This is a genomic window from Bacteroidota bacterium (assembly GCA_016721765.1).
GTDB lineage: Bacteria > Bacteroidota > Bacteroidia > UBA4408 > UBA4408 > UBA4408.
On record JADKHO010000002.1, the window covers coordinates 1,086,904 to 1,100,739 of the forward strand.

Sequence of the window (13,836 nt, forward strand, 5' to 3'; positions counted from 1 at the left end):
ATGGCAAAGCAAAGAATAACAGAGGGTTCAATTATAGAAATCAATATTGAAAATCAATATTATGTGTATGCTCAAATACTAGTAAAAGGTCTTGGTTATGCCTTTTTTGATTATAAATCAAAAGAGAAATTGACAGATTTTTCTATTCTTAGACAATCTAAAGTTTTATTTATTGTGATGGTTTATAATGATGTTATAACGCAAGGGAAATGGCTCAAAGTGGGTAAGTTAGAAATCAGAGAAGATTTAAAAAATCAACCAATGAAATATATTCAAGACGCTATAAATCCAAATAATTTTGAATTATACAATCCAAACACAGGAGAAGTAATTAAGGCGACTAGAGAGCAGTGTGAAGGATTGGAATGTGCTGCTGTATGGGAATCAAATCATATTGAGGATAGAATAAGAGACTATTACTTAGGCGTGCCAAATATTTGGCTTAAACTACTTGAAATTACCCCCCACACACTTCATTAATATGTAATTGCGCTTTATTAGAACCAAGATTGAGAGCCTTATGAAGATCGTCACAAGCTTGTTTATTTTTTTTAATAGTGGCGTAGAGTAAGCCTCTCATAAGGTAAGCCTCGGTAAAATTAGGGTTTATGGTAATGGCTTTAGAATAAAAATTAACAGCCTCATTTGTTTTATTAGTAAACTGAAAAACAGTAGCTTTCAAAAAATAGGCTTCGGAATAGTTGGTATCATTAGAAATAGCATTATCAAAATTAGTTAAAGCCTCGTTGTATTTATTTTGCAACATTAAACAAGCACCACGTTTGCAGTAATATTTGGCAATAGGGTTTAAAGCAATAGCTTTTGAAAAATTAGCAAAAGCTTCGGTATATTTTTTTTGTTGCATCAACTGTTCTGCTTGCTTACAAAACAGTTCATCTTGCTTTGGGTTACTACTCAAATACCCCACCAACAGTGAATCATGAGTCTTTGCGCTGTTATTTAAATTTATAGAATTTTGAGCCGCTCCAAAAAAACAAATTGATAAAATAATGCTAACAATAAAAGAAATTTTCATAAAGCTTTAATTTATATTGTTTAATACTCCCCTCTCGTGCAAGTCTGCCAACTTGTGCGTTATTGTATTTCAATTCGCAAGGGCACAAGTTGCCAATTCAAAAAATAACAAGAGATTATTTATATCAGTGCGAACGATTATATGTAAGCTAATGGGTAAATCTTTATGTTAAACTTCTTGACTAAGAAAATAGAGTCCTTGGAAAAGAATTAATTAAACACGCAAGTCATAGGTTTGCGCGAGAAATATAAATGGTATAATTCAATTCTGCATCATTCAATCACAACTTTCCTAGTTGTAAAATTAGTTTCCGAAACGACTTGCAACACATACAATCCGGCACTAAAGCGGCTTATATCAATTGCTTTGTTGTATTTTCCTTCAAAGCTTTCTTCGTACACTAATTGTCCTGCAAGGTTAAATAATTTTAGTTGGGCTGTTTCATCCTTGGCATTGCTAAGGCTTATGTTAAGGGTTTGTGCAGCAGGGTTAGGGTAAACGACTAAATCATTGCTTACAGCTGTCGATATTTCATAAGCAGAGCTTAGCGGGTAATCAATATAAACCAAGTAATCTTCTGTTTCTCCAACACCATATATGCCACAAAACATAGAAGAAGTTGGGGTTGTTGAATTTCGAACCAAAACACGCAATCTAGTAAGGCCAATTAAAGCATTAGCAGGCACCGTAATAGTATTGTTAAATAGATTGGGAATAGTAATAACAGGAGTAGTATACCCTGATACATCTGTGCCGTCAAAAACAGCATTTTGATTGTAATCTATTCCGAGATACTTGTATCCTGTAAATGCAAATATGCCACTTAAAGCGGTATCGCAAATTATTGTTATGGATGTATTATAATTTGAGCCCCTATTTAAAACTATGGGTGGCAAGGACATAAAATCACTATACGAATGAATTGCTGCTGGGTTATACTGCATAGCGGTATCAGTGCCATTCACAAAATTCCCAATGGTAAATTTACCAATATCAAAATTTGTATTATTATAAGGAGGTGTACTTTCTCCTGATGGGCAATAGCATTGGTTAATGCTTACAAAATCAACTAAAATCGAATTTGAATTTGCAGTAAATCCGGAACAGCTTACTTGGCAACGGAAATAGGTGCTGGCACTCACATTAAAAACGGTATCATAAAAAATTAATGGTAAACCCACATTGGTCCACACTAAATTATCGGGTGATGTTTGCCATTGATAGTGTTGTCCCAATGAAATGTTCACACCCTGTAACGAAAGTCCAACTGTAGTTGGTAAACATATTACAGTATCGTTGGCAATGGCTGCACCTGCGAGAGGCGGAGTGCTGCAAACAGGAGGAGTTACAATATTTACTGTATAATCTTCGGTTTCGCCATAACCGTAGGAACCACATGGACTCTGTGCAGCTGTACCACCTTCGTTTAAAACAATTCGCATACGAGTAAGCCCACCAAGCGTTCCGAATGGAATAAAAATAGTATCATAAAGAGTGTTATAACCGGCAGATATTGTGCTCCCTATAGGAAAAAGTTCATTTGTGGTATTAAACAAACCATCCTGATTAAAATCAATATGCACAGTGATAAAACAGTTATACCATAAGTTAGAATTAATCTGAGTAATTGCAATTGGATACTTGTGCCCTTGAATTAAATTTGGTGCAGGAAGTGCCGTAAAATCAGTGTAGGTGTGTGTAGAGCCGGGATTTCCAGTGGCGTCTAAAGTGTTTGCAGATTGGTTATCCAGTGTTCCGATCTTAACTCGGCCTATATCATCGTCATTAGAATGTGTGGGCGCTGAACTACAGTAACATAATGTTTTAAAAAAAAGTGTAGCTGAAGTATCTACACCACCAGAAATACAAGATACAATACAACGGTAAAAAGTGCTTTGTGTTTGAGAAGTGATGTAATCAACAGTAGTATCTGTATGAAGATTTATCCATGCTAAACTATCCGTTGAAGATTGCCAGGTATAGCTCAATCCATAAGCTTGTATGTTCTCCATCAAACTTAATGTGAATGGAGTATTGGTGCAAGGACTTGGAAAATTTATGCTCACTTTTCCTGCATTGGGAGCACCATTACAATTACCTGCAGGAGGCACAATTGATATGGTATAATCTTCGGTTTCACCGGATGCTCTATATTCGCATGCCGGCGGAGCAAAGTAATTTGAAGTTGACCTTACCCGCAATCCGGTTGTGCCCAAAACTGCGTTTGTTGGTATCGTTATCTGTACTGAGTCAACAATTCCGGCAACAGAAGAAACGCATATCATAGTTGATTCAGATTCTTCAAATAAAGAGTTATGGTTAAAATCAATCCATAACTTTTTTGAAGTCGTACCGGTAGTTGTAACCTTAACAGTATAAACTCCGCCTAATAGCAATGATGCTGTTGTATTTCCACTTGCAGGAAAATTGCTATAAGTATTCGTTCCGAGCATTACACAGCCATTATTTAAGTTGGACAAAGTAGTGCCGACAATCTTAAAGTCGGTTATTAATCGAGTACCATTGCATCCACTGCCCCCCAGATTGTTGGTACAATATTGCGCTGAAGCAAAAGAATATAATATTGTGAAAATGAAAGACAATATTATTCTTGTAGAAATCAGATAATTAATCATGTAGCATTTCTTCATATTATTCGTGTATTATTTGAAAAGGAATTGTTTTAGTGGTTCCAGAACTATTTAATTTAAGATAATAGAGTCCGTTTTCCAAGTTCATCAAATCAATTGTATAGGTACTTTCATAAAAGACAAAACTGTATTGTTTTCTACCCAATAAATCTATTATCTCAGCTTCCATTCTTTTCTTTTCAGAATTTCCTTGTAAGTATAATTTTCCTTGAGATGGATTGGGGTAAATTTTCATTTTTAAGTCGCTCACTTCAATTGCATTTGTTTTATTACTTGTAATAAGGTTACCGTCATACTTCACAAAAACAGGATTGTAAAAGAGGGTATCATTACTTACTTTAATATAACTCTGCGGTCCTAAATCAAAATCAATGGTATCGATATAAGATCCAACGATATATATATTGTTGTTTAAATCTGATTGAATATTTTTAAATACTAAATGTTCAGACCAATTGTAACGCATTGTTCTTCCATAAAATTCATTCACCGAAATCAAAGCAAATGATGTATCATACATGGCAAGAAACGGATTAAATGTAGTATCGCTTGTGCATTTTAAATTAACACCTGCACCGGGATCAAAATCAATTGAATCTTTATAAGACCCAACTATCAAAATATTTTCACTACTATCAAAACATGCAGCTGAAATAACAATTTTCGCATCATCCGAATATTCCGGCAGATATTTAATGGATTTAAAAGCACCATTCAAAGTATATTTAGCCATATAAATTGGATTATATTGATAAATATAAAATGGAATAATTGTAACACCGGGTCCAGGATCAAAATCAATATTATTAAAAGTAATTCTTCCTAAAATAACAAGCTCACCCGCTTTATTTATTTTAATAAACTCTATTGGCGCTCGAAAAGCATTTGCCCATAAAAACCCTCCGAGAGAGTTAAATTTAGCAAAGAACGTTTGAGCTTGCGGATTACCAATAAGAGTAATATTATGCAAAGCTGGCCCAGGATCAAAATCAACTGTTCCCGCAAAAGCTCCGCTAATTATTATATTTCCAAGTGAGTCAATTAAAAGTCGTCTGCCATAATCGTCATTGGTTGACCCTATACTTTTTATCCAAATACGGTTTCCATTGATATCATACTTAACAAGAAAAATATCGAAGGTGGTTCCATTACCTGTACTCGAAGTATAGGTATAAGTTGATCCATTAAAGTACTTGATTCTACCGTGGAAACCACCTGTCATATATACATTTCCTAAGCCATCGATTTCGAGATCTCCAATGTAATCATTAACACTGTCAGTAGTTAAACTATTGGCCCAAATAATTTGCGCGGTAGAATCATACTTTGCCGCAAAAAGATCAAAATAACCATTTAGATAATTGTTAGAACCATTAATAGTATCAAAATAAATTATTCCATTAAACATTCCAAACAGATAAATATTTCCCAACTTATCTAATTTTAATTTGGTATCTAGTAAAATATTAGAACTGCTACGCGCACACTTTTTCGCCCAAATTAGTGCTCCTCCAGGTGAGTATTTTGCTATGAAATAACTATTCGAATTTGTTGAGGATAAAAACTTAACGCCAACACTGTCCGGATTAAAATCCACAATACCGGTATATATGCCGGTAACAAGAATGTTTCCATGCTTATCAATTATTTCATCGGAAAAACCGATGTATCCGGTAGATTGTGGTTGAAACAACCATTGCAAATGCTGCGCATTTAAAGGAAACACACTAAAAAGCATAAATCCTAAAAAAACAACTTTACTTAATGTTGATTTTAAAAAAGCAATAAAGATTGATTTCATAACTTTTTTTTAATGGCTAATCTAGTAAATATATTAAATAAAAGTATACATTTATGAAAATGATTTATTATTTTTTACTTGATAGAATTCTTACGTATTAAGCATACTTCCATGAAAAACAGAAACCCAATTCGCATTGCTGTTCTGCTTCTAATTTGCTTCTTTAAATTGAAGAGTAGTTTTGCAATAGCAACCTATAATTTTTCGTCCAGTAACGGAACCTACTCCCCTATTTTGAATGGTCAACAATTTGGAACTCCCGGTAATGTTAATGGTTGCTACTATGATTCATTAAATCCAACTGCAGCAACTATATCTTCGCCGGTTGCAGGAAACGGTTTTTCGATTGGCTTTAATTTTAAGTTCGATACTTTGGTGTATACTCGTTTTATTGTTTGTTCAAAGGGCTGGCTTATGTTAGGCATACAGAATACAAGCGTAATGAATGGGGTTTTATATGGATTTGATAAACCATTCGCAGACTTAACTCCAGGAATAAGCTCCAGATTTGAAGGAATAGCTGCATTCGCTGGAAAGCTGGTTGCTAACCCAAATTCGAGCCTCTCATATAAGGTTATTGGAGCGGCACCAAACAGAACCTTGGTTGTACAATGGGAAAAATTTTCAAGAAGTGTTTCCTTGTCGGATACAATTAATTTTCAAATCTGTTTATACGAAAATTCAAACAAGATAGAAGCGGTGTATGGCCCCATGCAAATTGGCAATGTTGCTTCAAATATGCAAGTGGGATTATCCTTTGGTTATAGAAAACAAGCTCGTTCGCTAGCTGTCGATTGGAATATAAGTCAAGCCGATACAATGCATTCAGCGGTTTGCACTTTAGGAGCGCAAGTGATGCCCAATCAAGGATTAACTTTTACCTGGACACCTCCGCCCAATTGCACTTCACCACCAATAGCCGGTTCAGCAGTGGCAGCGGTTAGTTCTACCTGTGGTTATACTCCATTAAATTTTTTTCTGTTTGGTAACTCCGATGGAGTAGGGCAATCGTTTCAATGGCAAAAATCAACCGACCAACTCACTTGGACAAATATTCCAAATTCAATTTTTACAAGCTGTGTTGTTCCACCGCAGAGTGTATCTACTTATTATCGATGCGCCGCAACATGTTCCGGTCAAACTTCTTATTCTCAATCCGCTTTTGTTTATCAAACACCGTCCAATCAGTGCTATTGTATTTCAACCGCACAAAATCAAATAGGTAGCGACATTAGCGAAATTTTAATGGACTCGCTGTATTATGGCACTTCTTACCCCTTGATATACGCTAATGCTATGGCGAATGAAATATATTTAGATAATACCGCCCTTCCTGCAAAAAACTTTCATGCTGGTACTACCTACACTATGAAGGTTAATAGAATTTCATCAAAAAAGAGTTTTGTGCCTTATACTGTTGTTGCATTTATTGATTTTAATAACAATTTTACTTTTGAGAACTCCACAGAAAGATTTGTCCTTGGCGAGGCAAATACATTTATGCAACCTGATGAAATTACCGGTTCTATTTTAATCCCATTGACCACCAGTATAGGAAACAAAAGAATGCGGATAATTTTGGTCGATAATCCATTTGTAGCCATCACAGGATGTTATAATTACAATCAAGGAGAAACAATTGATTTTACAATTAATATAATACCGTCTATATCTTGTTCGGGTCAACCAATTGCCGGAGTTGCGAGTTCCTCATTGGAAAACGTTAATATTAGCCCTACCACCTGGATAAACTTAAAAATTTCAGGATATTCTAAAGGAAGCGGTACTATTTATCAATGGCAGAGTTCTCCCGATGGAATCAATTGGTCAAATCTTCTAAATGTTCCATTGGCTCCTGCAATTTCATTTCAAGCCCTGAGTCCACTTTATTATCGGTGCAAAGTATCCTGCTCAACTTTATCAGATTTCTCAAATGCAGTATTTATTCCATGTCATGACTATTGCACTTCAGGAGCTACCACTACAATTGGGCCTGATGTTGGAAAGTTCCAATTTGCTGGTGATTCCTATCAATCCGCATCTATCTTGTATTCCAGTAGTAACAGCCTAGCAACACAAACTTATAGTAACTTTACCAACAAAGTATTTTCTGTTCGACAGGGTGAAACCAAATTTTCAATAACCACTGTTATAAGTTCTACTGCTGTAAGTACAAATTCTGTTTATGTGCAGGCTGATTTTAACAATGACGGAACATTTACTAGTGATGAATATTTTAGCTCGACAGTAAATACACAAACTTCAGATCCATTGACATATTATGGAACTATTCCGATTCCATTTAATTCACAATTGGGAGAAGTGAGATTGCGTGTCACGGCTCGAAATGGACTATTTGGAAGTTGTGGTGCATACACTCAAGGGGAAACAGAAGACTATACCTTATTAATTCTGCCATCGGATACAGATTTTTGTCAGGGAATTTCCGGAACAACGCTTAGTTCATCCGCACTTCAGGTCTGTCCCGGAAAAATTGTTGACTTTACAATTACCAATCCACAGCAACAAAATTCCGGTTTTATTTACACTTGGGAATATTCAAGCGACAGTCTAAATTGGGTAAAATTAGCTACTTCTCTTTTAAATACATTTAATGATACAATTGTGTCAACACAATATTATAGAAGTACTGTTCATTGCACGGATGGCTCTGTAGATATAAGCAATGTTGTTAAAGAAAGATTAGAGCCTTTACCAAATTGTTATTGCCTTGATAATTTGGGAGGTTCAAATTGCGCATTCACAACCAGGCCCATAACCAATGTTACCATTCCCGGAACCACACTTAATAATTCATACCCTACATGTACCCTAAATGCAAGTTATAGCTCCATTAATACTTTTGCACCCACTGCATTTAGGACTGGCACCCTAATCATTGGAAACACTTATAATTTAAGTGTTACAACCTATTCCAATGACGTAATTTCGGCTTGGATTGATTTTAATGCAAATGGGGAGTATGAAGCAAGTGAATGGTTTTTAGTTTCAGATAGTTCGATTTTTGCAGTACCCAGTATTATTAGCATTACTGTTCCTTGGGGAAGTACGCCCGGTTTAACGGGAATGCGTATTCGCAACAGTGCATATGGCAGTCAAAATGCTGCCGCTGATGCATGTACTAATTTTACAAGCGGCGAAACTGAAGAATACAAAATAACATTGGGCTTGTCGACAGGTTTTACAAACCCGAATCTGGAAAATGGAATTGTTATCTATCCCAATCCGGCAAAAGATATAATCACCATTGCAATCCAACAAAACAAATCCGAAAAATCACACTTAGAAATCTATACTGTAAAGGGACAATTGATTTATGAAGAAGGTATTGCCAAATCGAAAACAGTTGTTGAAAAGACGATTGATATCAGTAGGTTTCAAAAGGGATTGTATATCCTTAGGTGGATTACGGATGATCGAGTTTTTACCAAAAAGATTGTGTTTGAGTAGGAGTGCTTTGATTGCATAATAGTTGTAACTGAAGAAGTATGCAAAGAAGTAATTTGTTGGGAGCCTATAATCCTATTCAAGAGCTATTGGTAAAAAAACGTACTTTCAAAAGTTCAAATCTTCAAAAAAATAAAATCAAGTCCATGCGGCCAAATTGTTTTAACTGAAAAAATGAGTAACAATACATCAGATGATTTAACGATCGATATCGCAAACTTGAAGCGAGGAATGTATATAGTTCAGGTTAGCTCGGACACAGTTAACTCTTTTCAAAAAATTGTTATTGAGAAATAACTTTACTTCCAATTTTACTTTGTCTACAAATTCAGTTATTGGAGTGCATTTATTGTTTTCCATCAAATTTTCTTAGCCACAATTCGCTGGTTTCAATCACCCCGTAAAAATACGGGGTAAATGCAAAATAATTTTTATTTTAATTTACCAAGGCAAGAAGGAGTAATTAAAAAATTGTGAATCTATTATTTACTGTTTATATATATATAAAGGCATGTTAGGATATTCAATCATCTTTTTTGGCTCAGATACTTGCCAACGTAGAAATGCAGAGCATAACAATTTAAAAGGTATTTAGGCAAAATATTTCGTTTTGTGATTATTTTCTTCAATTTAATTTCAAAAATTCATACCTATGAAGCATAATAAAATTCCAAATTTTAATAGTTCAGTTTTAGAAACTTTCCTAAAGAATCTTAGGGAATACCTCCCTTTGAATAAATCTTACAATCCTCAAATTAGTAATGAAAAACAAAAGAAGGTTTTAGATAGACTAAGAATGAATTCGGATAATAGAGTTTTTAGTTTTGTAATAGATGGAATTAGTGAAAAGCTAATTCACCCCGTTGGAATAAGTAAATATTTGGGATACTCAGAAGATACATTTTCAATTGCTGATTTTTTGGGATTAACTCATCCACAACACTCAATTGAACACTGGATAACAGGAGTGTCCATTTGGAATCTATTGGATAAACACAAGAAATTTGCAACTTTTGATGACATTCAATTTGTTCATCAGCTAGCGCTAAAGCATGTAGATGGGAGCTTTCTATTTTGTACATGCAACGCTTTTATTTTTCAGATTTCAGATTGCGGAAAAGCGATTTCATATGGATATCAATTTAGCATTTTGAAGAATTGGGAAGGAGAACATTTTAGTTCTAGTATTGCTGATAAACTTAAGATTAGAGAGGATATTCTTGAGTTGCTTAAAAATGAAAAAATAAAGAACTTTATTGAATCAAAAATATTTTTAGATTCTCATATGCCGGTTTTGCGCCAATTGGCTTATCTGGAAGAAAAAACTTCCAAAAGTGTTGCGGATAATCTTGAATTGACACAAAACACTATTAAATCTCATAACAAAGAATTATTAAAAAGAGCTAAGGATGTATTTCATAAAGATTTTAAAAATTCTCTAAACTTAGCTGAGTATTTAAGGAACCAATCTCTTATATAAAACTTTTGTAAGTTTATTTCAACTGTTTTATGCCTACCCTAGGTAGTGCAAATTGTTTTATCTTTTTTTTAGGTAGAAATTTGAAACTCAAATTAAATCTCCTAACCCCCCTAAAAATAAATAAAATGAAAAAGCAAATACAACTTCTGGTGCTTTTAGTTACTTTTCAAACTATCGTTCTAAAAGCTCAATCATTAATGGGATTAAATTTTGACGGGAATGATGATAAAGCAACCATTCAGTTTAATAGTCCAATTAACGCCATTACCATAGAAGGAATTTTTGATTGCACTTCTAGCCAATCTTATTCACTAGAACAAACTATTTTTCAAGAAGGTGATTCTATACATGGAATTCGAATTTTTTTGAACGCAAATAATGGTTGGCTAAGAGCTTGCATTGATGGAAACATGACAACATGTTTTGCAAACTACGACTTTAGAGGTTCGGGTTGTCAGAGTTTTGCTTTAACATATAATAATACAACAAAACAATCAAGGTTCTTTTTATCTGGAACCTATACAAATGGGGACTATCTAGTTTCCTCATCGCCTTTCAATAATTCTGGTAAAATCATATTAGGAAGTGGCGAGATGAGCACCAAATTTAAAGGCAATTTGAAATCATTTAGGCGTTGGAATCGAATATTAACTGACATTGAAATAGCATCCAATTATCAAGGCTTTACTAACTTAACTCAGACTAATCTAATTGGAAATTGGAGTTGCGAAGATGGAGCTGGTCAGACCTTTTTAGATTTATCGGGCTCTGGAAATAGTGGTGTATTAGGGAGCACTAACCAAATTGAAGGATCAGACCCATCTTGGGCTGCAGGTTGCTCGGCTAATTTTTATTCTAATTCAAGTAATGGTTTGCAATTTGATGGAACAGATGACGAAGTTGTAATTAAAGCAGATAACTTTAACATTGGCGATTTTACTATTGAGATTATAATAAGCAACACTGTATCACAATCATATAATTTCAGGCAGTTTTTTTATACTGAAGGATCTGTTCAAGATGGTGTTACAATGTTCGTTGATATCGATGGCAGGATTAGAGGATCAGTCGATGGAAATTATATAAATTTAATGTCAGGATTTGATGCACGTTCTGCTGGATGTATTAACTTAACGCTAACATACAATGCAACTGCAAAATATGCGCGATATTACATAAACGGTGTCTATCAAAACGGTGAATATTTCCAAGCTAATTGTTCTCCTATTAACACAAGCGGTAAAATTTTTCTCGGAAGTAGTGAAACTGGATCGCAATTATTCAAAGGAAATCTTAAGGAGATTCGAAGATGGACGCGAGTATTAACAGACAATGAAGTCATTGCAAATTATAACAATAATATAGTTAACCCAGTTCAAAGTAATCTAGAGGGGTATTGGCGTTGTGACAATCAAAATGGGCAGGTGTTTGGAGATTTATCAGGGCATGGCCATTATGCCATTCGAGGGATTTCGCCCCAAGTAGAGATGAGCGATCCATCATTTTCAACATCGGCCTGCAATATATGTTCTTCGCAATCAGTAGTTACAATTAATTCTTCTTCCACTTTAATTTTGTGCCCTAGTTCTACTATAACACTCACTGCATCTGGTGGTTCAACCTATCGTTGGTATAAGGATTATACGCTGCTTCAAGGTTCTACGAGCAATCAATTAGATATTAGTACAGCTGGAATTTATTTTGTTTCTGGATTATCATCATGTGGAACAAAAATATCTAACATTGTGACTGTTGTAAATTCTCCTCAATACCCTCAACCATTAAGTATAGTTGCTAGTGGTTCAACCATACTTTGCAATGGAAGTTCTGTTACATTAATCGCACCTTCATTGGCTAACATGAATTATCAATGGTATTTAGGGACCTCAACTATAACAGGGGCAACTTCTAATTCAATTTTAGCTGTTCAACCTGGAAATTATTCAGTAAAAATGGACAACCAATGCAGTGCGAGAGTTCAAAGTAACAGTATTCCGATAACAGTTAATCCTCTGCCTGATGCAACGCTTAATATTTCAGGAACAATTGACTATTGTTCAAACTTTCTTCCTGTTCAAATATATCCAACGTCATACGGATCAAATTTCAAGTATCAATGGTATAAAAATGGAATCATCATTTCTGGTGAGATAAATAGAGTATACACCGCATCTACAGCCGGTTCTTATACAGTTAAGGTCACGAGTCTTTCATTGCCTTATTGTGGCGAACAAACTAGTCTTGTTGCTGCTAAAATTAATGTAACTCAAACGCCAAGTGCTCCACAAAGTATAAGTTACCCTGGGTTTATCAACAACTTTTATGGGGGGTGGGGTGCTTGTGGAACCATAGATTTTAATTGCACCCCAGTTACTAACGCTACTGATTACATTTGGTACGTAGTTCTACATGGAAGCTCTTCGAGTGGAGGAGCTACTATTATTTCCAAATCAGGTACTGGAGCTAAAATAAGTTTCCCTACTAATGTTGCTGCAAATACAAAGTATGACGTTATTGTTTATGCTAAAAATGCTAATTGTACTTCAACAACAGGTACTGTCATTTTTATAAACGCTGGTCCAACAGTTTATTCAACTGTTGTCGGACCTAATCCAAAATGTCAAAATAAAAATGAAATCTATACAATTGGCCAAAGTAATAGTGCCAATCCGAATGCTAATCCTTTGACTGGTGTTAGCTATGTTTCATGGAGTGTATCCGGCGGCAATTCTCAAATATTATCCTATTCCGGAACAAAAAATGAATCTGCTAAAATATATTCAACAACTCCATTTCTAATTACTGCAACATTGTCGGGTTGCGGCACATCGATAGCAAGTAGAAACATCAGTTCAAAAACTAAGTGTAGAACAACTGATGATACAAATGATGAGATTCTTGAGAGTGCAATAGAAGAGGAAATTTCAATATATCCAAACCCATTTAACAAGAACCTAAATATTGAATTTATAAGTCAGTCGGATCAAATTGCCTTAATTTCACTTTTTGACCTAAGTGGAAGAAAAATTATTTCACAGGAATCTGTATTAAAAACAGGCACAAACAACATCAAAATTATTGCAGATGATCTTGTCGATGGAATATATTTTTTAGAAATACATATTGGAAATAGGGTTAAACGCTTAAAATTAGTTTCCAATGAATTTTAAGTAATATTTATTTGAAGACCATATCATTTGTTTTTGTGGAAAAATAGTTGAAGCGATTACTCGAAATATTACCTTGTGTATTTTTGAAGTAGATTTTGAATTTTCCAAAAAGTGAAAGCCTTTAGTTTTACTAAGGGCTTTTATTCTATTAAGAGTTCATCATTCCTTCTAGTCTTTCACTATTAACTATAAAATGGACTTGTTCATGGAAAAGTTTGCAAAAATATCTA

At 34.6% G+C, this 13,836-nt stretch carries 8 protein-coding genes; 5 read left to right on the forward strand and 3 right to left on the reverse strand.

Translation table 11 applies throughout. The annotated features are described in order from the left end of the window. On the forward strand, positions 1-480 hold the full coding sequence (locus IPP32_12705; protein MBL0048944.1) for a hypothetical protein: 480 nt from the start codon (positions 1-3) through the stop codon (positions 478-480). Here the strand turns inward: IPP32_12705 and IPP32_12710 are convergent. From IPP32_12710 to IPP32_12720, 3 genes are all read right to left on the reverse strand, one after another. Next, positions 458-1,036 (reverse strand): hypothetical protein, encoded by a 579-nt coding sequence (locus IPP32_12710; GenBank protein ID MBL0048945.1) that lies wholly within the window; start codon positions 1,034-1,036, stop codon positions 458-460. The genes IPP32_12705 and IPP32_12710 overlap by 23 nt on opposite strands. Before the next feature lie 272 nt (positions 1,037-1,308). Beyond that, the gene (locus IPP32_12715) at positions 1,309-3,687 is read right to left on the reverse strand and encodes a T9SS type A sorting domain-containing protein (GenBank protein ID MBL0048946.1); all 2,379 of its coding nucleotides are present in this window, start codon (positions 3,685-3,687) and stop codon (positions 1,309-1,311) included. Position 3,688: 1 nt separating this feature from the next. Continuing rightward, positions 3,689-5,488 (reverse strand): T9SS type A sorting domain-containing protein, encoded by a 1,800-nt coding sequence (locus IPP32_12720; GenBank protein MBL0048947.1) that lies wholly within the window; start codon positions 5,486-5,488, stop codon positions 3,689-3,691. Between the two features lie 111 nt (positions 5,489-5,599). Between IPP32_12720 and IPP32_12725 the strand changes: the two genes are divergently transcribed. From IPP32_12725 to IPP32_12740, 4 genes are all read left to right on the forward strand, one after another. Beyond that, positions 5,600-8,959, forward strand: coding sequence for a T9SS type A sorting domain-containing protein (locus IPP32_12725; protein ID MBL0048948.1), 3,360 nt, complete (start codon positions 5,600-5,602; stop codon positions 8,957-8,959). A 171-nt stretch (positions 8,960-9,130) separates the two neighbouring features. Beyond that, positions 9,131-9,253 (forward strand): T9SS type A sorting domain-containing protein, encoded by a 123-nt coding sequence (locus IPP32_12730; GenBank protein MBL0048949.1) that lies wholly within the window; start codon positions 9,131-9,133, stop codon positions 9,251-9,253. Between the two features lie 355 nt (positions 9,254-9,608). Further along, positions 9,609-10,436, forward strand: a complete 828-nt coding sequence (locus IPP32_12735; protein MBL0048950.1) for a hypothetical protein — start codon at positions 9,609-9,611, stop codon at positions 10,434-10,436. A gap of 125 nt (positions 10,437-10,561) precedes the next feature. Further along, positions 10,562-13,606 carry a T9SS type A sorting domain-containing protein gene (locus IPP32_12740; GenBank protein ID MBL0048951.1) on the forward strand — a complete coding sequence of 1,015 codons (3,045 nt, stop codon included), beginning with the start codon at positions 10,562-10,564 and terminating at the stop codon, positions 13,604-13,606. The last annotated feature ends 230 nt before the right edge of the window (positions 13,607-13,836 follow it).

Bases quoted from the DNA above. Each gene is read 5' to 3' on its own strand.
- IPP32_12705 (MBL0048944.1), top strand. From the start codon at position 1: ATGGCAAAGCAAAGAATAACAGAGGGTTCAATTATAGAAATCAATATT.
- IPP32_12710 (MBL0048945.1), bottom strand. From the start codon at position 1,036: ATGAAAATTTCTTTTATTGTTAGCATTATTTTATCAATTTGTTTTTTT.
- IPP32_12715 (MBL0048946.1), bottom strand. From the start codon at position 3,687: ATGAAGAAATGCTACATGATTAATTATCTGATTTCTACAAGAATAATA.
- IPP32_12720 (MBL0048947.1), bottom strand. From the start codon at position 5,488: ATGAAATCAATCTTTATTGCTTTTTTAAAATCAACATTAAGTAAAGTT.
- IPP32_12725 (MBL0048948.1), top strand. From the start codon at position 5,600: ATGAAAAACAGAAACCCAATTCGCATTGCTGTTCTGCTTCTAATTTGC.
- IPP32_12730 (MBL0048949.1), top strand. From the start codon at position 9,131: ATGAGTAACAATACATCAGATGATTTAACGATCGATATCGCAAACTTG.
- IPP32_12735 (MBL0048950.1), top strand. From the start codon at position 9,609: ATGAAGCATAATAAAATTCCAAATTTTAATAGTTCAGTTTTAGAAACT.
- IPP32_12740 (MBL0048951.1), top strand. From the start codon at position 10,562: ATGAAAAAGCAAATACAACTTCTGGTGCTTTTAGTTACTTTTCAAACT.